This window comes from Gymnodinialimonas sp. 202GB13-11, assembly GCF_040932485.1.
In the GTDB taxonomy this organism is placed as follows: domain Bacteria; phylum Pseudomonadota; class Alphaproteobacteria; order Rhodobacterales; family Rhodobacteraceae; genus Gymnodinialimonas; species Gymnodinialimonas hymeniacidonis.
In genome coordinates, this window is record NZ_JBFRBH010000001.1 from 1,793,250 (window position 1) to 1,819,413 (window position 26,164).

Genomic DNA, 26,164 nt, shown 5'->3' on the forward strand with positions numbered 1-26,164 from the left:
CAGCGCGTTAGCTTGTCTGCTCACGCGTGATCCGACCCTCACATCATCCGCTTGATCAGCCCGTCCTTCTTCACCGCGCTGTGCCATAGCACCAGCCCGATATGACCGACCATCGCTGCCAACAGAACCCAGCCCGCCACGATATGCGCCCATTTGAACACGTCGCGTAGCGTGTCGTTGCGCGGCAACGGACGCGGCATTTCCCAGACCCCAAACAGGTTCACGCCGTAATGGCCGTACATCACGTAAAGCCAGCCCGTGATCGGCATGATCAGCATGGCCGCATAAAACACCTGCTCGACCCGGTGGATGAACTTCTGCTCGCCCGTGGTCAGCGTCGGCGCCCAGGGCGGCAACTCCCCAACCCGGCGGTTCAAGATCCGCAAAACCGCGACCAGCAGCGCCACCAGCCCCAGCGATTTGTGCCAGTTGTAATAGGTGTTGGTGCCGATGCCCGCGAACTCCGCGTTGAAGCCGATCGCCACCATGATGTTGCCGCCGATATACTGCGCGGCAAACAGGATCACGATCAGCCAGTGGAACAGCTTCGTCAGGCTGCCATATCCGGCGGCGGAATTGGTGAGGGGCATTCTGGGCATCTCCTGGATCGCGCGGGCCCATGCTGGTCCGGGAGGCCGAAGTTTTCCAGAAAAAACGTTCGATGCTCCCGCTTTCCAGGGTTCACTTCTTCATCATTCCTTCATCCGGTATCGGCAGGACTGTCAGCAACACGACAGATCAAGGCCCCTCCATGCACCCAATGAAGATAGTCGCATTCGAACGCGCCCGTCGCGATGTTGCTGAGTCCATCACCGCCGACCGCGCCTTCGACTTGCTTTACCATCTATGTGACGCGCTGCATAAGCAGCGCTTCGTTGCAACGTCGCGCATCCTGGAGGATGCGCTCGACAGTTACCTGGCTGAGGCCAAACACATCCACACACCGCTGGTGATTGAGGACAGCACATGCCCGCCCGAAGCCGGCGAACGCCTGCGCCGCGCCATCGCAAAGATGCGCGCCATCGAAGATGGGTTTGCCGTGGGCGATTAAGCCGCTTTCCACTCCAACCGGCGTGCATGCAGAACCGGCTCCGTATAGCCTGACGGTTGCTCCCGGCCCTTCAACACCAGATCAAGGGCTGCCGCATAAGCGATGCCGTTGAAGCCCGGTGCCATGGGCCGGTAGGCCGGGTCCGCCGCGTTCTGGTGATCCACCACCTCGGCCATGCGGCGAAACACCTCGCCCACTTCGGCTTCCGTCACCACACCGTGATGCAGCCAATTGGCGATATGCTGCGCCGAAATACGGCAGGTCGCACGGTCTTCCATCAGCCCCACACCATTCAGATCGGGCACTTTGGAGCATCCCACGCCCTGATCCACCCAGCGCACCACGTAGCCCAGAATGCCTTGAGCGTTGTTCTCCACCTCGCGGATCACCTGCTCCCGCGTCCAGCGGCGATAGGCGGCCAGCGGAATATCCAGAAGCGCGGTCACATAGGCGCGCCGCCCGCCTTGCTCCAGCTTCTCCTGAACCGCGCCCACGTTCACCTTGTGATAATGCAGCGCGTGCAACGTCGCGGCTGTGGGCGACGGCACCCAAGCGCAGTTCGCGCCCGCGCGGGGATGTTCGATCTTCTGCTCGATCATCTCCGCCATGGCATCGGGTTTGGCCCACATGCCCTTGCCGATCTGCGCGTGGCCCCGCAGGCCGCATTCAAGGCCGATGTCCACATTCTGGTTCTCATAGGCGCCAATCCACGATTTGCGCTTGATGAAGTCCTTGCGGCTGAACGGCCCCGCCTCCATCGAGGTGTGGATCTCATCCCCCGTGCGATCCAGAAACCCGGTGTTGATGAACGCCACCCGATGCTTCGCGGCGCGGATACATTCCTTCAGGTTGCACGACGTCCGCCGCTCCTCATCCATGATGCCAAGCTTGACCGTATACTGCTCCAACCCCAGCGCCGCCTCGACCCGCGTGAAGATCTCATCGGCAAACGCCACTTCCTCGGGCCCGTGCATCTTGGGCTTCACCACGTAAACACTGCCCGCCACGCTGTTCCCGCCCGGACGCCCCAGATCATGCTTGGCGATCAAGGCCGTGATCATCGCATCCATCAGCCCTTCATAGGCCTCGGACCCGTCGCGCAGCAGGATGGCGGGGCTTGTCATCAGGTGGCCCACGTTGCGCACCAACATCAGGGCACGGCCCGCAATCGTCACTTTCGATCCGTCCGGGGCGTTGAACACTTTGTCCTCGGCCAGCTTACGCGTCATCTGCGCGCCGTTTTTCTCAAACGTTTCCTCCAGATCGCCTTTCATCAGGCCAAGCCAGTTGGAATAGGCCAGCACCTTGTCCTCGGCATCTACACAGGCCACCGAATCTTCGCAGTCCATGATGGCCGAAATCGCCGATTCCATGCGCACATCGGCCAGCCCTGCCTGATCGCGGGCGCCGATGGCATGGGCGCGGTCAAAGAGCAGTTCCACATGTAGCCCATTGTTCACCAGCAGCACCGAATCCGGCGCCTTTGCACGGCCCGTATAGCCCGCGAATTGCGCCGGGTTGGCCAGCGGCTTGTCATCAACCAGTAGTGCGCCCTGATCCACATAGTAGCGCCGAACGTCGGCGTGGGACGCGCCCTCAATCGGGAAGGTGTCATCGAGAAACACCCGTGCGCGGGCGACAACACGTGCGCCCCGCCCCCGGTCATAGCCACCCGGCGTTGGCAGGCTGCCCATCGCGTCGGTGCCGTAGAATGCATCGTAAAGGCTGCCCCAGCGCGCATTGGCGGCGTTCAGGGCAAAACGCGCGTTGGTGATCGGCACAACAAGCTGTGGGCCTGCAACCGTTGCAATCTCTGGGTCAATTTTGCTGGTCTCGATGCGGAAATCGTCGCCTTCGGGAACGAGATAGCCGATCTCTTCCAGAAAAGCTTTGTAGGCATCGGGGTCGTGCGGCTGCTCACGGCGGGCAACGTGCCATTCATCAATCTGGCGCTGCAAATCCTCCCGCTTTTGCAGAAGCGCCCCGTTTTGCGGGGCCAGATCATGCAAAAGGGCTGAGAAGGCTTGCCAGAAATCGGCGGCATCCACGCCCGTCCCCGGAAGGGCTCGCGTTTCCAGAAAGTTCGACAGCTCTGCCGCGACCTGCAAACCGCTCCGCTCGACCCGTTCCACCATGCCGCATTCTCCTGTTGGTATGCCTTTGTATCCCGGATCGCTTAGGCAAAAAGTTTCCGATAGGCAACAAGACGGCTCAGTCTTTAGGACCGCTCGCTTTCAAGTTGAGAGGGGCGCGCAGATCGACATTTGTCCGAGCAATAGCGGACCTCATCCCAGACCTTCGCCCACTTCTTCCGCCACGCGAACGGACGCCCGCAGGTCACGCAAACTTTCTGCGGCAGATCGGATTTCTTGCGCATCTTGGCCATAGCGCAGCAGATAGGCAGGCAGATGCGCCTGTCGAGGGGCCGGATCTTGCATTTTCATGGAACAAAGATGGGCCATGCTCCGCGTCCTTGCGGGCAGAGCCGCTTATCGCGAAGGCGACCAAAGGCGATTGCCCTGCCGGGCCCGGGCGGTGTCGATCTCAAGCCCCTCTTCGGTTGGGATCAGCGCAATGGCACCTGTGCGGGACAGAACCATGGGGCTCAGAAGCAAACACTCCGAAGCCGCTTGCGCATTGGCGGCACCTGAAGGCAGGCCTGGCGCATTCAGGCGGGCCAGCGTTTGCGCCTCTGCCTCCACAAGACGCGCGGGCGGGTCTTCCGGCCATTCATTGACGACCACCACGGTGTGGCGTGCGCAGGCCTCCGTCGCCTCGCGCGCTGCCCTTCGTCCGGCCCCGTGCCAAAGGCTGAGCGTACCAAGCGTGGCCACCTGCCCTGCCCCGTCCTCAGTCCATCCACCGCGCGATGCGGCGCTTTCCTGATCCACGGCGTCGCCGTCATTTTCCAACCAAATCCCCGCAACAAAACCATCGCCGCGCGCCCGGCTCAGCGCGCGCGGGCCGTCCACCATCTGCCCCACCAGGCCGCCGCTTTCGGAAATCAGGACAGCGGGCCGCTCGGATGCGGTCCAGATCACAAAGCCCGCCAGCATCGGGAGGGTCATGGCCCACCGTCCCGGCCCCTTCCACAAACACAGGCCAATCCCGCCAATGGCAATCAAGGCAAGAACGGGCCCAGGCGGGCTTGGCACCATTTCCACGGCACCGGGCAAATCCGCCACCCGGGCGGCAACGCCGAGGATCCACTGCAGCGCCCTGTCCATGACGCCAAAGGCAATCCAGGAGGCTCCGAATGGCGCCAGTAGCAACGCCAGCACTGCAAACGGGATCACCACAGACCCCATCACCGGCACGGTCAAAAGGTTGGCGATCAACCCGTAGACGGCCAGCCGGTTGAAATGCGCCGCCGCAAACGGAGCCGTCGCCGCACCTGCGACTGCAGAAGACACAACCAAGGCCCAAAGGCCCTTGGCCCATCCCGGCCAGTTGCGCAGGAAAGCGGCCCCTTGCAGGCCGTTGAAGACCGCGACCAGCGCCGTGGTGGCCGCGAATGACATCTGGAAACCCGGCGACATCAGCGTTTCGGGCCGTCCGATCAGTACAATGATTGCAGCGATCGCAACCGACCGCAGAGTAATGGCACGCCGGTCCAACAGAACGGCCGTGAACATGACCGCAACCTGAATGAACGCACGTTCGGTGGCGACATTGCCGCCCGACAGCGCAAGGTAAAACGCCCCTGAGGCGAGCGCCCCAACCGCCGCCCATTTCCGGATCGGGTAGCGCAAGGCAAGCGCGGGGATGAGAGCAAGGCCCAAACGCATTGCGGCGTAGACGAAGCCCGTCAGCAGCCCCATATGCAGGCCCGAGATGGCCAGCAGATGCGCGATATTACTGTCGCGCATATCCTGTATCGGCCCCTGCTCAAGCCCTGACCGGTCCCCCGTTAGCACCGCCGCCGCAAACGCGCCCGGTTGGCCCGGGATGGCCGCTTGCACTGCCGCCGACATGCGCATTCGCAAGCTGAACAGCGGCTGGTCGCCTACCTCAGGCGGCGCCAGCAGCAAGGCGGGCACGCGGGTATAGCCGACCCCGCCGATCGACTGGAACCAGGCATGGCGCTGGAAATCGAAGCCCTCAGGCTCCGCCGCGCCACCGGGCGGGCTCAGATGGCCTGTCATGATCACAACTGCACCCGGCACGGGGTCCAGATAGCCCTGCTCGCCATGCAGGGAGACGCGGACACGCCGCGGCACGGCCCGGACATCATCCAACCGCACCCGGTCGAGCGTCAGCCGGATCGCATCGCTGGCCGAACGGTCGATGCCCACAATCCGCCCTTCAATCGGGCCGTAGTAGCGGAATTCCATCACCGGCCCCGCAACCTGATGTGCGCGCCAGCCCGCGACGCAAAGCCCAAGCGCCACAAGCGCCAGCGCAATGCCCAAGGGGCCAAAGACCTCGCGCCGCCAGAACACCAAGACCAATCCACACAGCCCGATCACGGCGGCAAGCGCATATCCGGGCGCGCCGGGCTCTACGGGCAAAGCAAAGTAAATCCCGACGCCAAGGCCAAGACACACGGCCGCCCACGGCATCAGCGCCCCGCGCTGGCCTTGCTGGACCGCGTTTACCGCACCAAAGATCGTGCTGGCCTTCACCCTTGTCGCCCCTCCGCAACAGGTTTAGTGACCCGCCAAAGCTGCCACGACGTGGTTTAGGAAAGGTTAACGCGGGACTGCGCCAGTAACCCGCCGGAAAGGGCTCCCATGTCCAACGACACGCAAATCGTCACCCGCATCGCCCCCTCGCCCACGGGGATGATGCATATCGGCACTGCACGCACCGGCCTGTTCAACTGGCTTTTCGCGCGCCGGCATGGCGGCAAGTTCGTGCTCCGGATCGAAGACACCGACCGGGAACGCTCTACGCCCGAGGCGACGCAAGCCATCCTCGACGGAATGGCCTGGCTTGGCCTCGACTATGACGGCGAGCCAATCAGCCAATCCGCCCGCTCCGACCGCCACCGTGAGGTCGCGGAAACCATGCTGGCAAACGGCACCGCCTACAAATGCTTCTCCACGCAAGAGGAAATTGCAGCCTTCCGCGACGCCGCGCGCGAAAAGGGCGAAAGCACCCTCTTCCTCAGCCCGTGGCGCGACGTGCCCGAGGCCGATCACCCCGATGCGCCCTATGTCATCCGCCTCAAGGCGCCGCGCAACGAACACGCGCTTGTCCTGACCGATGCGGTCCAGGGCGAGGTCATCTGGGGCGAACCCCTCGACGATATGATCCTCCTGCGCTCGGACGGCACGCCCACCTACATGCACGCTGTGGTGGTGGATGATCACGACATGGGCATCACTCACGTCATTCGCGGTGACGACCATCTGGCCAACGCGTTCCGGCAGGCGCAGCTCTATCGGGCTTTGGGCTGGTCGCAGCCGGTCTGGGCGCATATCCCGCTGATCCACGGCGAAGACGGCAAGAAGCTGTCCAAACGCCACGGTGCGACGGGCGTAATGGAATTCGCCGAAATGGGCATTCCGGCGGCGGCGATGCGCAATTACCTGGCGCGCCTGGGCTGGTCCCATGGCGATGATGAATTGTTCACAGACGAACAGGCGCGGGACTGGTTCGACCTCGGCGGTATCGGCAAATCCCCTGCTCGGCTCGACATGAAAAAACTCGCCAATGTCACAGGCTGGCACATCGCGCGCACCGACGACGATGAATTGGTTCAACAGATCACCGATTTCCTTGCCCTCACAGATCAGCCCGCTCTTTCGCAAGTGCAGAAAGATGGGCTGAAAACCGCGATGTATTGCCTCAAGGACCGCGCAAAGAACTTGCCGGATATTCTGGATAAAGCGCGGTTTGTATTGGAGAATCGGCCACTCGACCTTGATGAAAAGGCCGTGAACAGCCTCGATCCGGTATCCCGTGGTATACTGAATGAATTGACTGCGCAGTTGCAGAATGCTAGCTGGACCCGTGACACGCTGGAGGGTGTGCTAAACGCCGCCGCGGACTCCCATGGGTTGAAATTCGGCAAGCTTGCCGGACCGCTGCGCGCGGCCCTGTCGGGTAGGACTGTATCTCCGTCAGTGTTCGATATGATGCTTGTCTTGGGGCGCGAAGAAACCCTCGCCCGACTGACAGACGCGGCCTCCCTCGGCGACTGACGGCGGGAGGCAAAAGGGGGCCACCGGCCTCCGCCTCCACCGGCATCCCGCCGGTGTGCCAGTTGCAGGAAGGGACGCCTATGGCCGACGACCAGACCAGAACCGCCACCTTGACGATTGACGGCAATTCTTACGAATTGCCAATGCATTCCCCCACAGCCGGCCCTGATGTGGTCGACATTGGCAAGCTCTACGGCCAAGCCGGTGTGTTCACCCACGATCCAGGCTTCACCTCTACTTCGGCCTGCGAGTCGTCCATCACCTTCATCGACGGTGGCAAGGGTGAGCTTCTGCACCGTGGCTATCCGATCGACCAACTGGCCGAACAGTCGAACTACATCGAAGTCTGCTTCCTTCTTCTCTACGGCTACCTGCCCTCGAAAGCGGAATACGAAGAATTCGAATACACCATCACGCGCCACACCATGTTGCACGAACAGATGGCGAATTTCTTCCGGGGCTTCCGCCGCGACGCGCACCCGATGGCCGTTATGGTCGGTGTCGTGGGCGCGATGTCGGCCTTCTACCACGACTCGACGGACATCAACGATCCGCGCCAGCGCGAGATCGCCTCGCACCGCCTGATCGCCAAGATGCCCACCATCGCGGCCTGGGCCTATAAATACACGATCGGCCAGCCCTTCGTGTATCCGCGCAACGACATGTCCTACGCGGCCAACTTCCTGCGCATGTGCTTCGCGGTTCCGGCCGAGGAATACGTGGTCGACCCGATCCTCGAAAAAGCGATGGACCGCATCTTCACTTTGCACGCGGACCACGAACAAAACGCCTCGACCTCCACCGTGCGCCTCGCCTCTTCGTCTGGTGCGAACCCGTTCGCCTGCATCGCGGCTGGCATTGCTTGCCTCTGGGGCCCGGCCCATGGCGGCGCCAACCAAGCCTGCCTTGAGATGCTGGAAGAGATCGGGACCGTGGATCGCATCCCCGAATTCATCGCCCGTGCGAAAGACAAGAACGACGATTACCGCCTGATGGGCTTCGGCCACCGCGTCTACAAAAACTTCGATCCCCGCGCGACGGTGATGAAGAAATCCGCCGACGAAGTGCTGGAGCTTCTGGGTGTTCAGAACAACCCGAAGCTGCAAGTGGCCAAAGAGCTTGAGAAGCAGGCGCTGAACGACCCGTATTTCAGCGACAAGAAGCTGTTCCCGAATGTCGACTTCTATTCCGGCATCATCCTCGAGGCGATGGGCTTCCCCACCTCGATGTTCACTCCGATCTTCGCTCTTTCGCGCACCGTTGGCTGGATCTCACAGTGGAAGGAACAACTCGCCGATCCAGCACTCAAGATCGGCCGCCCGCGGCAGCTCTATATGGGTGAGACGATGCGCGACTATGTCCACATCGACAAACGCTAAACACGGGTCAATCGTGATTTTTTGCGGCCGTCCCATGGGGCGGCCGTTTCCTTTATAAGAACAGCCCCAAAGTCTTCCCGTTCGGGAACAGTCTTGGGGCCCGTTGACCAGAAACTCTTCCCGTTCGGGAACAACTCCTCCCAAACGGGAGGGGTTCAGGCCGCCTCGGAGGCCAGCAAACGAATGCGTTCCACCATCGCGCGCACGCCGTTGGAGCGTTGCGACGACAGGTGCTCATCCAGCCCCAACCGCCCTAATTCCTCCGGTGCATCGACGGCGAGCACATCCTTGTGCGACAGACCGCCGTAAAGTGCATGCAGCACGGCAATCAGACCACGTACGATAATGGCGTCACTGTCGCCTTGAAAATCAAAGCGATCCCCATCGATCCGGGGCAGAATCCACACCTGGCTGGCGCACCCATCGACCTTGGTCGCGGGGACTTTCACAGCGTCGTCCAGCGGATCCATGGCTTTGCCAAGCTCGATCACATGGCGGTAGCGCTCTTCCCAATCATCAAGGAATTCAAAGGTTTCCGCGATCTCTTCAAAGGCTTCGCTGGCCATGTTGATGCTCCTGCGGGTTGTTTCATCCGTGACCTAGGGGCTGCACCCATCAAGGTAAAGGCCTCAAGGGTCGTGCGGCGCTTTCCAAGCCGTTCACGATCCGCTAGGCAGAGGCAAGATCGACTGCCCAAAGGGTTCTTTCATGCTATTGCGCGCCGTACTTCTTCTGTCCCTGACCTTGTCCGTTGCGGCTTGCGGCGACAATCGGTTGAACCCGTTCAATTGGTTCGGAAATGACCGCGAGCAACGTGTGCGCGTTGACCCGGACGCAGCCGCCGGAACGCCGTCTGATCCGCGCAGCTTAGTCTCTGAAATTACACAGCTTTCTGTCGAACAAACGACTTCCGGCGCAATCCTGCGCGCCACGGGCGTGACCCCCGTCCAGGGATATTTCGATGCGGAACTGGTACTGGCAGAGATCAACAATGGCGCGATCGTATTCGAGTTCCGCGCCGCGCCTCCGGTCGGTCAACCCACCCCTGGGCTACAGACCATCGTTGCAGGCGTGGACTTGACGAATGGAGAGCTTGCCGGCATCCGCTCCATCACCGTCATTGGTGCAAATAATCGTCGCAGCGTTTCACGTCGCTGACATGAACTTCGCCGCATAAGCAACTGAGATCATTCATCTTCAGACGGCGACGATTTTGACCTTTTGACCTTTGGCGGAGAGCGCAACTTCACCGTTCAGCAGGCGTTCAGCATCTGCCCCGAATACCTCGCGCCGCCATCCCGACGACCAGACGCCATCCGTGTGACCCGAGGCGATATCGTCCAAATCGCTTGAAGATGCGATCAACTTGGGCGCAACGCCAGCCTCTTCGGCCTTCGCCTTCAGCAAGACCCGTAACAGATCCGCAAGCGCCGGGTTCAGGTTCGACCTGTCCTTGCCTTGCACAGGCTTCGGCACATCCGAGTTCGGCACCGCAAGGCCACGCGCAACGGCCTCGATCAGTCCTTCAGCAATCGCGCCTTTGCGGGCGTCCCGCAGGAGCAATCGAGATTTTCCAAGATCTTTCAGGGACTTCGGCTTCGTCCCCGCAATCTCCATCAGGGCGTCGTCCTTTAGAACCCGGTTGCGCGGGATGTTGCGCTCCTGCGCGTAGGTCTCCCGGAACGCCGCCAATTCGCGTGCGATGGCAACCATCCGGCCCGAATTCGAACGCAGCTTTAATCGCCGCCACGCCTCCTCCGGCTTAACCACGTAATTCCCTGCATCGGTCAACTGCGCGAGCTCTTCCTCAAGCCAATGCGTGCGACCAGTCTTTGCCAATTCTGCGGAAAGATGTTCGTAGATTTGCCGAAGATGCGTGACATCCGCGATAGCATAGGTCTTTTGAGCATCGCTCAACGGGCGACGTGACCAGTCGGTAAACCGGCTTGATTTATCGAGAGACGCCTTCGCGATCTTGCGCACAAGTGTCTCGTACCCAACCTGATCCCCAAAGCCGCAAACCATCGCAGCAACCTGAGTGTCAAAAAGGGGCGTTGGCACCACATTGCCTTCTACGTGAAAGATCTCAAGATCCTGCCGCGCGGCGTGGAAGACTTTGACAACATTGGTGTTTTTGAACAGCTCATAAAGTGGTTCAAGCGACATGCCATCGGCCAGCGGATCGATAAGAACCGCGTCGCTTTCATCCTCTCCGGGCAGGGCAACCTGCACCAGACACAGTTGTGCAAAATAGGTGCGTTCCCGCAGGAATTCCGTGTCTACGGTGACGTACGGCACCTCGGCTGCGCGATTGCAAAAGGCTGCAAGTTCATCGGTTGTGGTCAGTGTTGTGGGCACGGGCGTTTTATTTGTTTCTTTGCAAAGGGGAGCCGTTTCGCGGTGATAGAGGAGGATCACAGGGAAGGGAAGAGAGGGGACGCGAAGGCAAGTGAGAGTGTGGCGGTGCGTCCATGACCTTTGCCCGGTTTCGCGAGGCTTTTGCTTGGCTGGTCGTCAGGACAGCAGCATAGGCGTGCGGTCTCCGCTGGCGAACCGGTGCAACACCTCCGGATAAAGCTGGTGTTCCAACGGCAGAATGCGCGCGGCCAAGGTCTCCGGCGTATCACCCGGAATAATCGGCACGCGCGCCTGCCCTAGGATTGGGCCATCGTCGAGTTCTGGCGTGACCTCATGCACCGTACACCCCGCCTCAGCATCGCCCGCCTCGATCGCGCGGGCATGGGTGTTCAGGCCTTTGTAATTCGGCAGCAGTGAGGGGTGGATGTTCAGCATTCGACCCGCCCATTTGCCAACGAAAGCGCCCGTGAGGATGCGCATGAACCCGGCTAGGCAAATGATGTCAGGGGCGTAACCCTCAACTGTTTCGTGCAGTGCCCTTTCAAAGGCCGCGCGATCCGCGCCAAACGGGCGGTGGTCCACGCAAACTGCTGGAATCCCAAGGACTTCCGCCCGCTCCAGACCCTTAACATGTGGGACGTTCGACACCACGACACAGGGCCGTGCCGGGTGATCGCCGGTCATTGATTTGGCCAGCGCCACCATGTTGGAGCCGCCCCCTGAGATCAGGATTGCGACGCGCTTGGTCACGCAAGCTGCCCGGAATAGCGAACGCCATCACCGCCTGTAACGGTTCCAATGCGGTGCACTTGTTCGCCCGCGTCGGCTAATTCCGCAGCTAGTGCATCTGCGCGCGCCGCATCGACGACCAGGACCATTCCGATCCCTGCGTTGAAGGTCTTGAGCAGTTCCGCCTGGTCCAATGCGCCCTCTTGCGCCAGCCAACCGAAGACGGGCGGCAAGGGCCATGCACCCAGATCAATGTCTGCCCCCAGCCCGTCCGGAAGGACGCGCGGCAAGTTTTCCGTCAGACCGCCGCCGGTGATGTGTGCCAAGCCATGCACGCCCCCGCTGCGGATCGCCGCCAGCGCAGGTTTCACATAGAGCCGCGTCGGCGCAAGCAGCGCAGCCCCCAAAGAGGTTTGTGCGAAAGGTGCAGGCGCGTCCCAGCCAAGTCCAGTGCGTTCCACCACGCGGCGGACAAGCGAATAACCGTTGGAATGCACGCCGTCCGACCCAAGCCCCAGCAGAACATCGCCTTCAACCACGCCCGCGGGCAGGTCGGCACCGCGGTTCATGGCCCCCACGGCGAACCCCGCGAGATCGAAATCGCCCGGCGCGTACATGCCCGGCATTTCTGCCGTCTCGCCACCAATCAGTGCGCAACCACTATCCGCGCAGCCCTTGGCAATGCCCTCCACTATCGTGGCCGCTGCTTCGACCTCTAGCTTGCCAGTGGCGAAATAGTCGAGGAAAAACAGAGGCTCCGCCCCTTGGCACACCAGGTCGTTCACGCACATCGCAACCAGATCGACACCGATTGTGTCGAAATGGCCTGTATCAATCGCGATTTTCAGCTTTGTCCCGACACCATCTGTTGCAGCAACGAGAACCGGGTCGTCATACCCCGCTGCCTTGAGGTCAAACAGCGCCCCGAAACCGCCTAAGCCAGCCATCACACCGGGGCGTTTAGTGGCCGCCGCAGCCGGCTTGATCCGGTCGACCAACGCGTTGCCCGCGTCGATATCAACGCCTGCTTGCGCATAGGTCAGCGCGGATTTGCTGTTGTCGGTCATTGCAGTGCACCCCCCGGTAGCGGCTTTCGTGGGTGCGTTAGCAGCACCTCGCGGCAAGGTCCATGCGCCACCCTGACCGGTTTCGCAAAGCGCATCGTAATTTGTACGAAAAAGGTGCATATCAGTGCGGAAACAGAAAAACACGTCCCGAGGCACGAGATGGCGAGCAAGTGCAAAACCGAGGTCTTCTTTATCGTTGATGGTTTGCGACTTGAGGCGCAAGCCTGCCTACTGGCGCCAAGCATGAAGGAGAACCTGACACCGGATCAGACAGGTGTAGCCTATGTGCGCGAGGACTATTGCTCTGAGCTCAACGATATGACCTCGGAGATTCTCGATGAATGTGAGATTGAAGTTCGATGCATCCCTAATACAGATGGTGGTCACGAACCTTGGGGCGCGCCCTACCCCCATGGTAACAAAATACTCGCCGCAGCTGCGCCACGCGATTGCGACGTCTCGGTTTTCATCGATACGGATACGATCCTTGCCGCTCCGGTCGATTTTGAAGGCGAATTGGGGGATGCCCTCATCGCGGCCTGTGTCTCAGACTACGCGGCATCGGCTGGAAGTGATGAGGATTGGGCGGCCTACTACGCAGCTTTCGGTATGGAACCCACGACGGACCGCGTGCAGTACAATGCGGGCCGCAGGATCACTTCTTTCCCGTACTACAATGCCGGTGTGATCCTGTTCCGGGAACGCGACGAAGATGGCAAGCCGACTGGCATAGGCGAGAGCTGGTTAGAAGCGGCCCTACAATTCGAGCGAGAGGTGAAGCGGGATTATTCCAGGCCCAATATCGACCAATTCACCCTGCCTATACTCGGGTATCTGCGCGGTGCCCCGGTCAAGAGCCTGCCACAGCATATGAATTTCAATATCCAAAGCTTTGGCCAGGGCGAGGGCCAGCGACAAAGCATCGTGCACTACCACCGTCTTGGCATTCTATGGGCGCATCAGAGGCACGGGCGACAGGCGCTGGAGCGTTTGATTTCCGTCCGAGGTCCGAACGCACCAGACGAGTTTCTTGAGGTTTTCGGTGCCATCGCAAAGCGGAAGCGGATGAAGCACCATCTTTGGGCGATCCAGGAAGAGGCGGCTTTGAGCGGAGAATCCGCCTGACCGATTTGATGCCCCGTGCAGCGCACACAGCGGCTTCCAACCCGAGAAATGCTCTGCTACCAGTTTCGCCATCTAAGGGGGCCTGTAGCTCAATTGGTTAGAGCAGAGCGCTCATAACGCTTTGGTTGCGGGTTCAAGTCCTGCCGGGCCTACCAAATTCCCCACAATTGTCTGGCTGGAGACTGCTCAGAGTTCTAGCTGTGCGAAAAAACCCTGGACCGGTTGGCACGATTCACTGAAAATTAAGCGCAATGAACGACCCTCATGCGATCAAGAGGGTGACGATGGACCGCCTAAAAATCATTTTGTTCATGCTGAACCATGCATCCGCGCGGGCAATTGACCGCGCCGGTGCGGACTGGATTGGCGGCGAAATCCGCCGGGCGCGGGCCGATGCGCATGAAAGTCTTGCCAATGAAGCGACCCGCGCATTGCTGCGATCGCGCCGGAATTGATACCCTCCAGCGCGACCCTAAGCAGGCTTAGCGATAGCGAATGCGCAGTGTCGTAAGGCAATAGCTGTTGCGGTAGGAGCCGACCCAGATGTTGTACGTGCCATCCCCCATTGCAGGCAGCGGAATGGCTGGGTCGAGGCCACGGCCAATCGTTGAATTGTCATCGTCAAAGGCAATCTGACCCGTCGGAAGCTCAATCAATAAGGTCGGATCACAATCGCTTTCGGCAACAACCTCCAGCCCGCGCGCCGAAGCATTGGTCAGGCGCATGGTGAGCGTCGGGGCCACGTTGACGTAGCCAACCATGTAGAAGGCCTCGCAATCCCACGCGTCGATTTGTGTACCTGCAATTACCTCGGTGCGGATACCGCGGTTCAGCGACGAACCGTCAACCTCAACGACACTGCCTGTCGACCCAAGTGCCGGGCATTGCTGAGCTGAGGCGGCGAGCGTTCCGGCAAGTGTAAGCGCGGAGGCAATAGCAATGGTCTTTAAGTGCATGGAGGTGTCCTTTTTGCAAAGCGTGTGGGCAGGTAACATATTGAAGGATCGAGAATTTTTCGAGCGTTCGTCAAGGGGCCCGACGGATTTAGTTGACGGGAGCCTTGGTTGCTGCACACAAAGCATAGCGAAAAAGACAGGTTAGCGTGGAAGGGTCAATTCAACCCTCAAGCCACCCATTTCCATGCTTTGTCCCAAGGATAGGCTGCCACCATGGCGGCGCGCGATGTCATCGGCAATCGCCAACCCCAAACCGACCCCTGACCCCATGTTCTGATTGCGCGCTTCATCAAGTCGAATGAATGGTCTCAAAGCTTCTGCACGGCGATCCTCTGGAATGCCGGGGCCATCATCTTCGACGGTAAACCGAAGGGCCCGTTCGATCAGGGTCACACTTACCTTGGCTCGGTTTCCGTAACGCAGCGCGTTCGAGACCAAGTTCATCAATGCACGTTGGACCGCCATTGGGCGCATCAGAACAGTCTGCGCGTCACCCGGCACCGTAAGGTCCACCGACTGGCCGCCGCGCCGCGCATTCTCAACCACGCCCGTGGCCAGGGCGACGGGGTCATACGGCTCAGGATCATCCAACGCCTCGCCGCGGACAAAATCGAGAAATGTGTTGAGAAGTGCCTCCATCTCTTCGACGTCGCGGGCCAAATCGTCGCGATCAGGACCATCCTCCATCATACCCAATGCAAGGCGCATACGGGTCAAAGGTGTGCGGAGGTCATGGCTGACACCCGACAGCATCAAGGTGCGTTGTTCCATATGCCCTTCGATACGGGCGCGCATATCAAGGAAGGCACGGCCTGCCGATCGCACCTCGGTCGCACCAGACGGATGATAATCCACCGACCGCCCCTTGCCGAACGCCTCCGCTGCGCCCGAAAGCCGCCGGATCGGGCGCAACTGATTTCGCAAGAAGAGATACGCCACAAGCGTCATGAGGATACCGGTGGCGACCATGATGACCAGAAGTTGGTGCGGCGCGGGTGACGAGGCGCGGCGCCTTGCCGTGGTAAATGCAACCGGTGCCCCTTGCCCGCGGTCAACGACGATTTGCACTTCGCTTTGATTGCTGCGCAAATCGATGCCAGCCAACCCCGGAACTGCCGCGTCGATCACATCGATCACCGTGATCCCCGAAATGTCATAGAAAAACCGTTGGTTGCCGCCCTCGATACGCGGTTGGCCAATCTCTATCTCCAGAACCTCGGCCATCTCGGCTGCAGCTTCGGCCCCTTGCTCGTCCCAAGTCTGCAATATGAGGTTCAGGTCCAAGCTCAGCGCGCGCGACAATTGCTCGGCCACATCTTCGAAATGACGCTGCAAAAAGACGGAACTGACCACGAGCTGAATAGTCACAACCGGAACGATCAGGATCAGAGCGGCGCGACCGTAAAGGCCGCGGGGCAAAAACTGTTTGATCCAACGCTCCACTCGCATGTCGTTTCTATATCTGGTTGGATTGGCGGGAGACAGGTTTGTTCGCCATGTCACGTTTAAAATAGTGTGCCGACGCCAGCGTCCGGTCGATGTGCAAGAGAAAGGGCGCCCTCACCGTGCCACATGACATTCTTCGACCCGGCCTTCGCCGTGTGACGGCCCCTAACCCATCCCCAATGACCTTCAACGGAACGCAAACCTATTTGCTGGGGGAAGGCGATGTGGTGGTCATCGACCCGGGCCCTGCCCTTCCCGGCCATCACGACGCCCTTCTGGAGGCCCTCGCCCCCGGGGAACGCGTGGTGCAGATCCTCGTGACACACTCCCATCTCGACCATTCGCCCTTGGCCGCCCCACTGGCGCAAACCACCGGGGCGCCCGTTCTGGCCGCCGGTCCGTCAGAGTGGGGGCGTCGTCCGGTCATGCAAAGGCTTGCGGAGAGCGGGATGCTTGGAGGGGGCGAAGGCGTGGATACGACGTTCGCGCCGGACGAGCGAATAGCGCAAGGCGAACAGATCACCGGCGCGTGGGGTAGCATCGAGGTTTTGGAAACCCCCGGCCACATGGCAAATCACCTGAGCTTTGCATGGGAGGACGCTCTGTTTTCAGGGGATCTTGTCATGGGTTGGTCAACATCGCTCGTGTCACCACCCGATGGCGATATGACCGCGTTTTTTGCCTCAGTTGAGCACCTGGCGTCCCGCACGGCCGATCGGGTCTACTATCCTGGCCATGGCGACCCAGTCGTGGATCCGGTCGTTCGGTGCCGGGAATTGCTTGAGCATCGGCGTGGACGTGAAGCGCAGATCTTGGACGCGCTTAAGAAAAACGGAGAGGCAGATGCAGCGACCTTGGCAGCACGCATCTATACTGACATCGCGCCAGCCCTTCTACCGGCGGCTGCGCGCAACGTTCTCGCGCATCTTATAGATTTGTCCGACCGGGGAGTGATTGAAGCAGATGGTCCGATCACATCAACCACCCACTTTTTGCTCGAGTGAATTTTTCCGATTCCCCCACTGGACGACCCAAAATCGCCTTGCTATATGCGCCTCAGTTCCGGCGTAGCTCAGCGGTAGAGCAGTTGACTGTTAATCAATTGGTCGTAGGTTCGATCCCTACCGCCGGAGCCAAATTTCCCTAATATAATAAACTCTTAGCCTAAATGTCGGTCCGTGCTTCTTCCGTCTTCGGATACTTCGGAAGCACTGCGGAAGCACTAGCACGAAGATTTTGACCGTGGTTCCTATGCCACAGAGATCGATTTCCTGAAGTCGAGCGTGGCACGCATGCCGGCCGCACCTACCCTCGCTTCGCTCGGCGCGTCTCACGCGCGGGGTGTCGGTCGGCTGGCAATTGGACCGCTAGCTTGGAGCCCGAGGGGACCATTCGCCATGGCCCCCTTCTCGATCCCCCTAGGCACTGCCCGATAGGAGGAAGGGAAGCTAGCGGCCCTAAGCCGACATCGAGCCCTAGTTTAAACTACCGCGTTCGCAGCCCGCATTGCAGACCTTCTTCTGATAGCACTTCAATCATGAAATTGTGGGGTTGCTGGCCCCATACCATGCCCTGATGGTTCTCGTCAGCGTTGACAGCGCAAAACCTCGGCTCATACGCATATCAAGCGAGGCGAAGTGTTCGGCGAACTTCACAGCGTCTTCCCCCAAAGCTGTGAATTCAAAACGACCGCCTAAATACTCATCATCTGGGTCATAGCCAACAACGCGCCAATTGCCGATGATCTCCCCGTCGCGAGTTATGACATCGCCTTGCGACAACTTGGGGTCGTACCCGCTGTTCATCCACTCATCGTGGCCAACAGAATTTATGGGGTAAGTGTATTCCATGGCAGGCAGAATAAGCTGTCCACTTGTTTGCGCAAGCCAATCAAACGCGCGATGGATATGCAGACCCGATGGATGCACTAATCTCGAACCACTGCGCCGTTGCCCGGCGCGCCTTGGCACCATATGTTGTGGCATGTCCCACAGCCGTCGCAGCATGGGGCCCGGCACCCTCTAAGCGAGTACAGTAATGTCCCTATCCAATCGCTCACTGCCGAAGCCCGAAAATTGGCAGGATTTCGAGCACCATGCCTGGTTGTTGTTTAGGTCTGAGCTTAACGATCCAGCCACTGAAAAGAATGGCAGGCAAGGCCAAGCTCAACACGGCGTTGACGTCTACGGCAGAAGAGATTGCAAGCATTGGGTCGGTGTTCAGTGTAAGCAAAAAATGGATGAAGCTGTAACTGAAACTGAACTTCGTGACGAAGTTGAGAAAGCGAAATCGTTCTCACCGAAAATCAAAGAGTACATTCTCGTTACTACAGCTCGTCGCGATGCTGCCATCCAAAAAGCGGCTAGGGAAATCACGGAGGAACTTGCAGGTACAGACCATGGCTTCTCTGTTTCTGTTTGGGGATGGGATCAATTCCAAGAGCACGCTTCTCTACATTCCGATGTTTGGGAGCAGATCGACCCTACATACGATCCGTTTTCAAAGAGGGGCCTTGAACAGGTCGCCGTGAAGATTGATGAGGTGAAAGACCTCGTTACATCTGCTTTGCCGGATGCCCAGAATGATCTTCGTCCGCCTCGCTTCGACGCTCAGGCGGAAAATGAAAGCTCTCCTCGACATACGAAGATCACGATCTTCGTGGAGATGATAGAAAATGGCAATTTAGAAATAGGCCGCACCGGTCTGGCTGATTTGAAAGAAACGGATTGGGAATCTGCTACTTCATCAGAGAAGTATCGAGTTCTGATTGGCCTTGCTTCAGCCGCATTGAAGATGGGGGCCGACAACGAGGCGCACTCACTAATAGAGCGCGCCTACGACATTTGCCCAGAACACAAGTCTGCAAAGAGGAATCTTGCGACGTCAAAGTTGTTGCGGGGCGAGTACGATCAAGCGAGGAAGTTGGCAGGAGAGGCAGTACATGCGCGACCTGATGACCACATCGCTGCAGCCGTGCTCGTTCAAGCTCGAAGCTTCTTTCCAGCCGATGATCTGTTGGAGGGGCTTTCGAAGAATGTGCAAGGCAAGTCGGCTGTAAAGGCGGCTTTGTGTCAGGCCTATCGAAATCGCGATGACGCAGATTGGCTTACGTTGGCAGTCGATGCGTACCAGTCCGACCAATCCGATGACCAGATTCGTTTGAACTGGGCGGAGGCTGTTCTGGAGCTTGAAATCCAGAACAATGCGAAAAGCGCGCTAGGTGGCATCAGTGTATTTCCTAGCTTTCAGGACCTGAATTCCGCTGCCGAAGAACTATACCAGGCGTGTGTTTCGAGACGATCACGATTTTCCTTGGCTACAATCCACAATGCAGGATTGGCCCTGCGCCTTGTTGATCGTAACGACGAGGCCAAACAGGTATTGGAAATGGGGCTCTCCCTTTGCGCTGGGGAGCCTTCGATATCGCTTCAGCTAGCCATAATCGCCCATGAGGATCGAGACTTCGGCAGAATCCTTGAGCTTCTCGACGAGGACAGTGAGCACCCTGAGGTCATTTCGCTAAGAACTGAGGCGATGGCTCACATACTGAGCCCGTCAGACGCGTTAGAAGCAATTGATCGCATTGATACGACGCACTGGTCCGAAGAACACCGTCTGATGCTGCTTTCGTCTGAGCTGACCTCCCTTTCGGAAGTGGGAGATTGGCCCACGGCAATCAAGAGATGTGGGCAGGGCATTGCGGAAAACCCGGACTCACTTCGTTTCAATATAGTATTGGCTAGGGTGCTTCGCATAAGCGGGGACGGTGAAGCGGCGGTTTCTCATCTTGATGAGATTGTAGCCGATCTTTCGCCGGATGCCACGATGGCGGAACGGGTCGAAATCTCCACAGAATACAGACAGCTTGGTAGCCATGACCCAATCGTGTCCTTGCTAGAGGATCAGGTTTCAACACAACACGACAGTGAAGCGCTTCGGTTACTGCTTAGCGCCCTGATTTCCGGTCAAAAGCATCGTGGGGCGTTAAATCTTTTTAATGCCTTCCCGCCAGAACTATCAAATGATGAGTGGTACCTTCGCGCAAGATCAATCCTAGCGATCAATTCTGGCGCTGCGGATATTGAGAACCACCTTAACGCCTACCTTCGGGTCGAACCCAACGACTTAGAAATGCAAATCTCGAGGCTGGGGTTGTGGCAACTGCAAGGTCGCGAAAATGAAATCCGACAGAAACTGCGAACTTTTGAGAAGAAAATTCCTGACGGTAACTCGCTGGAACGTATGCGCCTCTGTCACCTTGCCGTCCAGTACGGCAACAGAAAGTGGGGAGTAGATACAGCCTATCAGGAGTTGATTTCAAACTGGGATGATCCGGCCATACATCTTGCTTATCAAGGCCTTATCCTGATGTATGATCACTTGGAGGACGCAATCCCTAAGTCCACGACGATACAAGAGAATTGCGTTTTCGAGGCAATGTCCAGTGATGGTGTTCGACGCGCTCGTATTGAAGGAACAAACGCTCACAATTTTGAGGCTGAAAGACACGCGCCGACCAGCGAATTCGCGAAGGCCTGCATTGGCAAAACAGTAGGCGAGAAGTTCGTTATCGCCACTCAGTATGAAAGCATCGAGTTCGAGGTCTTGTGGATCAAGCCGCGAGCCCTCGACCTTCTGCACAAGTCACTAGAGGAATTCAACAAGAGGTTCCCGACGAACTCAGGTATGCAGCGAATGACCTTTGACTTCCAAGCCGACAATCCTCTCGCCGACATGGACCGTATCACGAAGGCAGCACATGATCGCGACCAATCCGTTTTGGACAATTACGCTGCAAACGCACTCCCATTCTGTTTTGTTGCTGAAGCGCTTGGGAAGGACGTAATTGACGGTTGGGCGGGCCTTCCTGGAGTAGGTATCCAGCCGCGTGTCTGTATTGGCAGTCGCGATGAGCGCAACAATGCAATCAAGGAAATCCAGTCCAAAGCCGAAAGTGGGTGCGTACTTGACCCGATCACCGCCGCTCTGGCTTCGGACTTTCATCTTTGGGAAATCATTTCGAAAGTCTGCGGCCCAATTCACGTAACTCAATCAACGCTGGAGTTCTTTGCAAAACGGGAAATTGAGTCAAAGAACAACATCGACCGGCGATCCGGAATAACATCTTGGCAAGACGGTCGTTTCACGATGATTGAGGTTACGCCTGAGCACAACCAAATCGACTTCGAAGTCAAGAAACGTCAACGCGAAGACGTTCTAGCTCACTGCAAAATCGCTAGTTCAGTTCCGCAGGCCGATCTAGAAGGCCAAAACCTTGAGATATCTGAGGTTTTAGGCTCGTCGGCGAGAGACAGTGTCTTGGCGGCTGAAGGGAATGGTTTGCTGCTGCTATCAGAGGATCAAGGATTGCGACAATGGGCGGCAGCCGCGCTTGGGGTCGGCTCGAGTTGGCTACAGCCAGTTCTGCTGCTTGCCAAAGATCGAGGCTTAGTTTCGATTGAGGATTACACCAAATTCATCGTTGACTGCCTGGACCGCGACTTCACTTACGTGTCAATGGACTCGCAAACTTTGCTCACCCAAGCCAAAGCGGATGGGTTCAGCGCGCAAAACACCGTGAAGCGGATGTTGGAAGTGGTTGGCGGGAAGAACGCAGACTTGGAAACCAACATTGATGTCGCTGCTCTTTTCCTTGACTTAGTTTTTCATGAAACAAAGCAAGAGCACCTGCGAGACCGGTACGCAAGTCTAGTTCTGGAAGCATTCTGTGCACCACGTAGGGATAATGCGGTCGAGGTCGTAAAGTTGCTGACCGCGCAGGTTTCCATTCGCGTGTTCAATTTGATTGAGCACGCCTTTTGGTGGCTTGTTGGTCGAGAGCTTGGAACGCCGGATTTCCATCAACAAGTTAAAGAAGCTAAGAAATCTCAGCTACAGCGGCCAGTTTCACTTCCTCCTACCATTCGGTTTCTTGTGACGGGGAAGACTAGGCTCCTCGGTTCATGCTTCCCAAACCAAACCTTCTAATGGTGGCGTGAACGTCCGCTTTTCAACCTGCCAATTCGCAGTGCGCGCGTGCAGCGAACTGCCGCTTCGCGCCCCTACGTACTCAGCAACGCGCCATACTTCTTTTTTGCATCCCTAAGGCGATCCGCAATCGACCGCGGGCTTTGTTCGACACAAGCTTGTAGACGCCACGGTAAGTCTTCCAGAAAAGCATCGATGTCCGAAGCTGTAACGCCTTCAAGTGCTGCAAAAGTGATCGCATGCCCAGCAGTTAGTTTCAAAAACTCGTTCTGCTTATACCGTAAATCTTCCGCCGTAAGAGCGACCTCATCAATTTCGACCTCATGCTCGAATAACTCGTTTGACAATACATCGCGTAGAACTTCCCAGTTTGCGTGAACGGTCCAATCCGTGCGGTCGGCTGTTTCTGATGGCACACGCAACTCAATGTCTTGGGTGAGCTTCTGCAACTCACCAGCTAGACTGGAGTAGAGACTAGCCCAACCTTTGATCCTTGCCCGGTCACGCAGGGCGCGTTTAGCCAACCGAAACTCAGTTCTCCAAACCCGGCTTCCTGCAGGATCGGAGTAATCGAACGCCGGTTGTCCCAAGCGTTCCATGGCCTCGTCCCAAATGAAGAACCAATCCAACTTGTTCTTCGCCAACGCTTCCTCGCGCTTATCGTAGACGATGACCTGTCTTCCCGGCATCTTTCCGAAGGTTGCGGACGAGACACGTCCGGATCGACCGTTTACACGCGCATCCGATAATTCGAGGTATGTACTACTCTTAGTTTGCGAGTGCGTTACGAAGTCGTATGGGTCAAGAACGAAGCTAGGGTCATGGAAATCGATGGCATAGTCGACGCGTCGGATACTCACCCCATCGTTTGGAACCGCGCAGCCGAGGGCGTCTAGCATCATGTCGATATCCTCGCGGACGTAGTCGATTCCCTTCATTGCAAGCGGACGCGCACGACTTGAATACGCGAGACCCCAAGGATCCTTCGCGTTTGGTTTCTTTATGGTCCAGATACCTCGGCACCGACCTGCATCGAGCACGAAAGCGTAGCCACCAATACCACCAGAGGGACCAACCTCGAAGCGTGCACCGTTTAGATCAATGCCTACACTTTGCTTGACGGCCTCGGCCTCATTTTTGGCGGACTCAAGTCGCGCAACCAGCTCCGGCGAGATCGCTGATCTGAACGATATATCTAGCCCATCAAAGCCTGAATGAAGAATGATCATTGGGTGATTGTCCTTGCTAGGTTTCTGAGAGGGGGTGTTACATAAACCCCCTTTGGGGCCTTGAGCGCCGCGCTTGGCCGCACACCGCACGCCCCGCCTGACGGCGGCAGCGCGCGGTCGCGCGTCCAATCTGAGCGGGTGTGAGGCAGATCATTGGGAGGTACTGCCCTTCCGACGGGAATCGACCCAAGCAAGGACGTCAGATCGGCGGTACCGCACTGAACGTCCAAGCTTGAAAAACTCCGGTCCCTGTCCAGTTACGCGCCATTTCTGGATTGTGCGAACTGAATGGCAGATAAGATCAGCCACAGCGTGCTCGTCGAGTAGGCCTTGCGGATCAGATCCAGAGGGTGACGCGATGCTTCCATCCATTTGACGCTCCATTGCGATTGCGATGGGGCGAACCTAGTAAGCGCGGTTTTGAAAATCGCTTGAAACCGTACGCGAAATTACTTGGTGCGGAGGAGACTAATTCTGTAAGTTCTTGGCTTTGCGATGGAATTCCAAAAAGCTCCTAAGCTTGTTTATGGTTTCGCGTTCGGTTTGATCGGGATCCAACGGCCTGAACGCGGCCACGCAAAACCGCGCGGCATCAGAAATGGCGCCACCTGCTTTGGCATCGTAGGTGAAATCGCGTCGCAGAGTAGAACACCACATGGATGCGATTGACCGCACCCATTCGTTGAACGCCAGGTCGCGCTTAGGGCCCGGTTTTCCACGAAACTGACCCTCCAGTAGCTCGACGATGTAAGCGCGCTCCGCCAGCGCATCAAGAATCGCAACTATCTCGGAGATAGAAGCTGAGTGAGGCTGGAAACTCGGCCCGGTCTCCACTGAGAGCCTGATCTCATACAGGCTCCAATCGTCGAGTAGCTCTCCGCGTACCTCATATTTGTTTGGGCCTTCGTCAAACCATTGCGGTGCCTCGCCCAGGCTTCTCCACACTTCTTCCGGCAAGGATTTGAGCTTTTCGCTCGTAGCGCTGAGATCCGCGCCGATCCTTGCGAGAGCTTGTCTGATCGATGAGACTTGGCTTTGGTCGCGGGCGCGCCACTCGTGCCATCTTTGACCTGCGATCTGCAACTCGCGCGCGAACTGCTCAGTCAATTCGACCGGAACGTCAAATTCTGTCGTGATGTCTTGAAGCTGCGCCTCCGAGTAGAAGTCTATCAACCTCGCCTCGTCCGCTGCTTCGTATTCGCGATCCCGATACTGCCCAATCATGAAACGACCCTCAGCTGGGGGCCGTTAGATCGACGGCCCATTGCGTTAGCCAGCCTGCCTGCAACCGAACCCGCCGCCCTTTGCACCGCCTCGTCCGCAAAATGGGCATAGCGTAGCGTGGTCTGCAGATTCCGGTGGCCCATGATCTCTTTCAACAAGAACGGATCAATCCCACTCATCACTGCAACGCTGGCGTAGGTATGGCGCAAATCGTGCATCCTTACGTCATCGAGGCCCGCTGCGTGTTTCACTCTTATCCAAGTCTTCTGCAGGTTCACGAGATGTCCGTCGGGCTTTTCACCGAGGATCACGTATGGGTTCCCTTCCATGCGCGGTAAAGATATCAGGATGTCATACGCTTCACGCGGCAGCGGTATGCGCCGCCGCCCAGTCTTGCTGTCCGGCAACTCGAGGTGATGCGGCGTCACGTAATCCCATTGCAGCGTTAGGATTTCACTGAGGCGGCAACCCGTCAGGATCAATAGCGAAATCGCGGCGACCGCGTATTGGGTTTCCTCACCGCTTTCCAAAACGTCGGCCAATACTTGTCCCAGGCGGGCTTGTTCGTCTTCGGACAGATACCGCTTTTTTTCTTCTTCGCGGAACTTGCGGATGCGGCGCGCTGGATTGGAACCATCTCGGCGCAGCCCCCAATCCTCGGCCAGGTTAAACATCTTCGAAAGCATCGCCACACACCGGTTCGCTGTATAGGGACGGTCCCGGAGGTCGTGATGAAACGCCACCACATCGGCCCGCGTAACATCTCCGATCTTGCGGCTGCCGAAGTGCGGTCTGACGCAGTTGTTGACGTAGGCTTTGTAGGCTTTCTGCGTCGTCGGCTTACAGTGATGCGCCACATATTCGGTCAGGAACCGATCACACAGCGACGCCACGGTCGGTTCACGATGTTTCCGCCGCCGATCCTCCGCCGGGTTTTCACCTCGAGCAACGTCTCCCAATAGCTTTCTTGCCTCAGCACGGGCTTGGTCCGCCGTTAGGACGCCGTGGGGGCCAATGGTACGCCGCCGAGACCGCCCGCCTGCCCGGTATTGCACGAGGTAGGATTTTCGGCCCGATGGCATCACGCGAAGACCGAAACCGGACAAGTCTTTGTCCCAGACAAAGTACTCGTTTGCGGTGACTTCCAACTGTTCGACGGATCGCTTTGTGAGCCTCTTCATCGCATCTACCCTCGCTTCTCTACCGTTCATTTCGGAAGCACTACGGAAGCACCAGAACCGAAAAACTAGGGTATTGGGTGGGACAGGATCGCACTGACCGTCAACAGAAAAACGTTTCCTTACATGTATTTACCGCAAAACAGCGCAACCGGGCGAAAGCCGTCGAAATCGACTTCTGGCCTCTGTTAATCAATTGGTCGTAGGTTCGATCCCTACCGCCGGAGCCAATATCCCAACGATCCCAATCGCGATGGCAGTGCCTCTTTCCGATGTAAATGGGCT

24 protein-coding genes and 2 tRNA genes are annotated in these 26,164 nt (G+C 58.2%); 10 read left to right on the top strand and 16 right to left on the bottom strand.

The genetic code is table 11. The features are described from left to right. Window positions 1-38: 38 nt before the first annotated feature. Complete coding sequence (locus V8J81_RS08940; RefSeq protein ID WP_368475405.1) at window positions 39-590, bottom strand: cytochrome b; 552 nt, start codon at window positions 588-590, stop codon at window positions 39-41. Between the two features lie 29 nt (window positions 591-619). Between V8J81_RS08940 and V8J81_RS08945 the strand changes: the two genes are divergently transcribed. After that, a complete protein-coding gene (locus V8J81_RS08945) occupies window positions 620-1,051 on the top strand; it encodes a hypothetical protein (RefSeq protein WP_368475406.1) in 432 nt (143 codons plus the stop codon). On the opposite strand, the gene V8J81_RS08950 is transcribed toward V8J81_RS08945, so the two are convergent. The 4 genes from V8J81_RS08950 to V8J81_RS08965 all read right to left on the bottom strand — a co-directional run bounded on the left by V8J81_RS08950 (window position 1,048) and on the right by V8J81_RS08965 (window position 5,676). Beyond that, entirely contained in the window at window positions 1,048-3,186 is a 2,139-nt protein-coding gene (locus tag V8J81_RS08950; RefSeq protein ID WP_368475407.1) for a malate synthase G, read from the bottom strand. The genes V8J81_RS08945 and V8J81_RS08950 overlap by 4 nt on opposite strands. Window positions 3,187-3,269: 83 nt before the next feature. Beyond that, complete coding sequence (locus tag V8J81_RS08955) at window positions 3,270-3,392, bottom strand: DUF2256 domain-containing protein (RefSeq protein WP_368477619.1); 123 nt, start codon at window positions 3,390-3,392, stop codon at window positions 3,270-3,272. After that, the gene (locus V8J81_RS08960; RefSeq protein ID WP_368477695.1) at window positions 3,337-3,513 is read right to left on the bottom strand and encodes a hypothetical protein; all 177 of its coding nucleotides are present in this window, start codon (window positions 3,511-3,513) and stop codon (window positions 3,337-3,339) included. The genes V8J81_RS08955 and V8J81_RS08960 overlap by 56 nt, the downstream gene beginning before the upstream one ends. A gap of 27 nt (window positions 3,514-3,540) precedes the next feature. After that, a complete protein-coding gene (locus V8J81_RS08965) occupies window positions 3,541-5,676 on the bottom strand; it encodes a ComEC/Rec2 family competence protein (protein ID WP_368475408.1) in 2,136 nt (711 codons plus the stop codon). Between the two features lie 108 nt (window positions 5,677-5,784). Between V8J81_RS08965 and gltX the strand changes: the two genes are divergently transcribed. Beyond that, a complete protein-coding gene (gene gltX, locus V8J81_RS08970) occupies window positions 5,785-7,200 on the top strand; it encodes a glutamate--tRNA ligase (protein WP_368475409.1) in 1,416 nt (471 codons plus the stop codon). Window positions 7,201-7,280: 80 nt separating this feature from the next. After that, window positions 7,281-8,579: a citrate synthase gene (gene gltA / locus V8J81_RS08975; RefSeq protein ID WP_368475410.1), complete on the top strand. Its 1,299-nt coding sequence runs from the start codon at window positions 7,281-7,283 to the stop codon at window positions 8,577-8,579. Between the two features lie 155 nt (window positions 8,580-8,734). On the opposite strand, the gene V8J81_RS08980 is transcribed toward gltA, so the two are convergent. Then, a complete protein-coding gene (locus V8J81_RS08980) occupies window positions 8,735-9,145 on the bottom strand; it encodes a SufE family protein (protein ID WP_368475411.1) in 411 nt (136 codons plus the stop codon). 142 nt (window positions 9,146-9,287) lie between these two features. Here V8J81_RS08980 and V8J81_RS08985 point away from each other — a divergent pair, with 142 nt between their 5' ends. Further along, the gene (locus tag V8J81_RS08985) at window positions 9,288-9,737 is read left to right on the top strand and encodes a hypothetical protein (protein ID WP_368475412.1); all 450 of its coding nucleotides are present in this window, start codon (window positions 9,288-9,290) and stop codon (window positions 9,735-9,737) included. A 39-nt stretch (window positions 9,738-9,776) separates the two neighbouring features. Here the strand turns inward: V8J81_RS08985 and rnd are convergent, their stop codons facing one another. The 3 genes from rnd to purM form a co-directional block, all read right to left on the bottom strand. Beyond that, complete coding sequence (gene rnd / locus V8J81_RS08990) at window positions 9,777-10,937, bottom strand: ribonuclease D (RefSeq protein ID WP_368475413.1); 1,161 nt, start codon at window positions 10,935-10,937, stop codon at window positions 9,777-9,779. Window positions 10,938-11,093: 156 nt separating this feature from the next. Further along, window positions 11,094-11,687 carry a phosphoribosylglycinamide formyltransferase gene (purN, locus tag V8J81_RS08995; protein WP_368475414.1) on the bottom strand — a complete coding sequence of 198 codons (594 nt, stop codon included), beginning with the start codon at window positions 11,685-11,687 and terminating at the stop codon, window positions 11,094-11,096. Continuing rightward, window positions 11,684-12,733, bottom strand: a complete 1,050-nt coding sequence (gene purM, locus V8J81_RS09000) for a phosphoribosylformylglycinamidine cyclo-ligase (protein ID WP_368475415.1) — start codon at window positions 12,731-12,733, stop codon at window positions 11,684-11,686. The genes purN and purM overlap by 4 nt, the downstream gene beginning before the upstream one ends. Before the next feature lie 159 nt (window positions 12,734-12,892). Here purM and V8J81_RS09005 point away from each other — a divergent pair, with 159 nt between their 5' ends. The 3 genes from V8J81_RS09005 (at window position 12,893) to V8J81_RS09015 (ending at window position 14,313) form a co-directional block, all read left to right on the top strand. After that, on the top strand, window positions 12,893-13,858 hold the full coding sequence (locus V8J81_RS09005; protein WP_368475416.1) for a GT-B fold glycosyltransferase domain-containing protein: 966 nt from the start codon (window positions 12,893-12,895) through the stop codon (window positions 13,856-13,858). A 78-nt stretch (window positions 13,859-13,936) separates the two neighbouring features. Next, window positions 13,937-14,013, top strand: a tRNA-Ile gene (locus V8J81_RS09010). 129 nt (window positions 14,014-14,142) lie between these two features. Next, on the top strand, window positions 14,143-14,313 hold the full coding sequence (locus V8J81_RS09015) for a hypothetical protein (RefSeq protein ID WP_368475417.1): 171 nt from the start codon (window positions 14,143-14,145) through the stop codon (window positions 14,311-14,313). Window positions 14,314-14,340: 27 nt separating this feature from the next. Here the strand turns inward: V8J81_RS09015 and V8J81_RS09020 are convergent, their stop codons facing one another. Together V8J81_RS09020 and V8J81_RS09025 are read right to left on the bottom strand one after the other, a co-directional pair. Beyond that, window positions 14,341-14,814: a hypothetical protein gene (locus V8J81_RS09020; RefSeq protein WP_368475418.1), complete on the bottom strand. Its 474-nt coding sequence runs from the start codon at window positions 14,812-14,814 to the stop codon at window positions 14,341-14,343. Between the two features lie 141 nt (window positions 14,815-14,955). Beyond that, window positions 14,956-16,263: an ATP-binding protein gene (locus V8J81_RS09025; protein ID WP_439649882.1), complete on the bottom strand. Its 1,308-nt coding sequence runs from the start codon at window positions 16,261-16,263 to the stop codon at window positions 14,956-14,958. A gap of 176 nt (window positions 16,264-16,439) precedes the next feature. Here V8J81_RS09025 and V8J81_RS09030 point away from each other — a divergent pair, with 176 nt between their 5' ends. Both V8J81_RS09030 and V8J81_RS09035 read left to right on the top strand, forming a co-directional pair. Continuing rightward, window positions 16,440-17,264, top strand: coding sequence for an MBL fold metallo-hydrolase (locus tag V8J81_RS09030; RefSeq protein WP_368477621.1), 825 nt, complete (start codon window positions 16,440-16,442; stop codon window positions 17,262-17,264). A 57-nt stretch (window positions 17,265-17,321) separates the two neighbouring features. Further along, window positions 17,322-17,396, top strand: a tRNA-Asn gene (locus V8J81_RS09035). A 399-nt stretch (window positions 17,397-17,795) separates the two neighbouring features. Here the strand turns inward: V8J81_RS09035 and V8J81_RS09040 are convergent. Further along, window positions 17,796-18,110: a hypothetical protein gene (locus tag V8J81_RS09040; RefSeq protein ID WP_368475419.1), complete on the bottom strand. Its 315-nt coding sequence runs from the start codon at window positions 18,108-18,110 to the stop codon at window positions 17,796-17,798. A gap of 187 nt (window positions 18,111-18,297) precedes the next feature. Between V8J81_RS09040 and V8J81_RS09045 the strand changes: the two genes are divergently transcribed. Next, the gene (locus V8J81_RS09045) at window positions 18,298-22,248 is read left to right on the top strand and encodes a tetratricopeptide repeat protein (protein WP_368475420.1); all 3,951 of its coding nucleotides are present in this window, start codon (window positions 18,298-18,300) and stop codon (window positions 22,246-22,248) included. A 74-nt stretch (window positions 22,249-22,322) separates the two neighbouring features. On the opposite strand, the gene V8J81_RS09050 is transcribed toward V8J81_RS09045, so the two are convergent. The 4 genes from V8J81_RS09050 to V8J81_RS09065 all read right to left on the bottom strand — a co-directional run bounded on the left by V8J81_RS09050 (window position 22,323) and on the right by V8J81_RS09065 (window position 25,882). After that, window positions 22,323-23,477 (bottom strand): hypothetical protein, encoded by a 1,155-nt coding sequence (locus V8J81_RS09050; RefSeq protein ID WP_368475421.1) that lies wholly within the window; start codon window positions 23,475-23,477, stop codon window positions 22,323-22,325. A 150-nt stretch (window positions 23,478-23,627) separates the two neighbouring features. Beyond that, on the bottom strand, window positions 23,628-23,861 hold the full coding sequence (locus V8J81_RS09055; RefSeq protein ID WP_368475422.1) for a helix-turn-helix transcriptional regulator: 234 nt from the start codon (window positions 23,859-23,861) through the stop codon (window positions 23,628-23,630). Window positions 23,862-23,945: 84 nt separating this feature from the next. After that, complete coding sequence (locus V8J81_RS09060) at window positions 23,946-24,701, bottom strand: hypothetical protein (RefSeq protein ID WP_368475423.1); 756 nt, start codon at window positions 24,699-24,701, stop codon at window positions 23,946-23,948. Further along, window positions 24,698-25,882 (bottom strand): site-specific integrase, encoded by a 1,185-nt coding sequence (locus V8J81_RS09065; RefSeq protein WP_368475424.1) that lies wholly within the window; start codon window positions 25,880-25,882, stop codon window positions 24,698-24,700. Before V8J81_RS09065 ends, V8J81_RS09060 begins: the two co-directional genes overlap by 4 nt. Window positions 25,883-26,164: the final 282 nt, after the last annotated feature.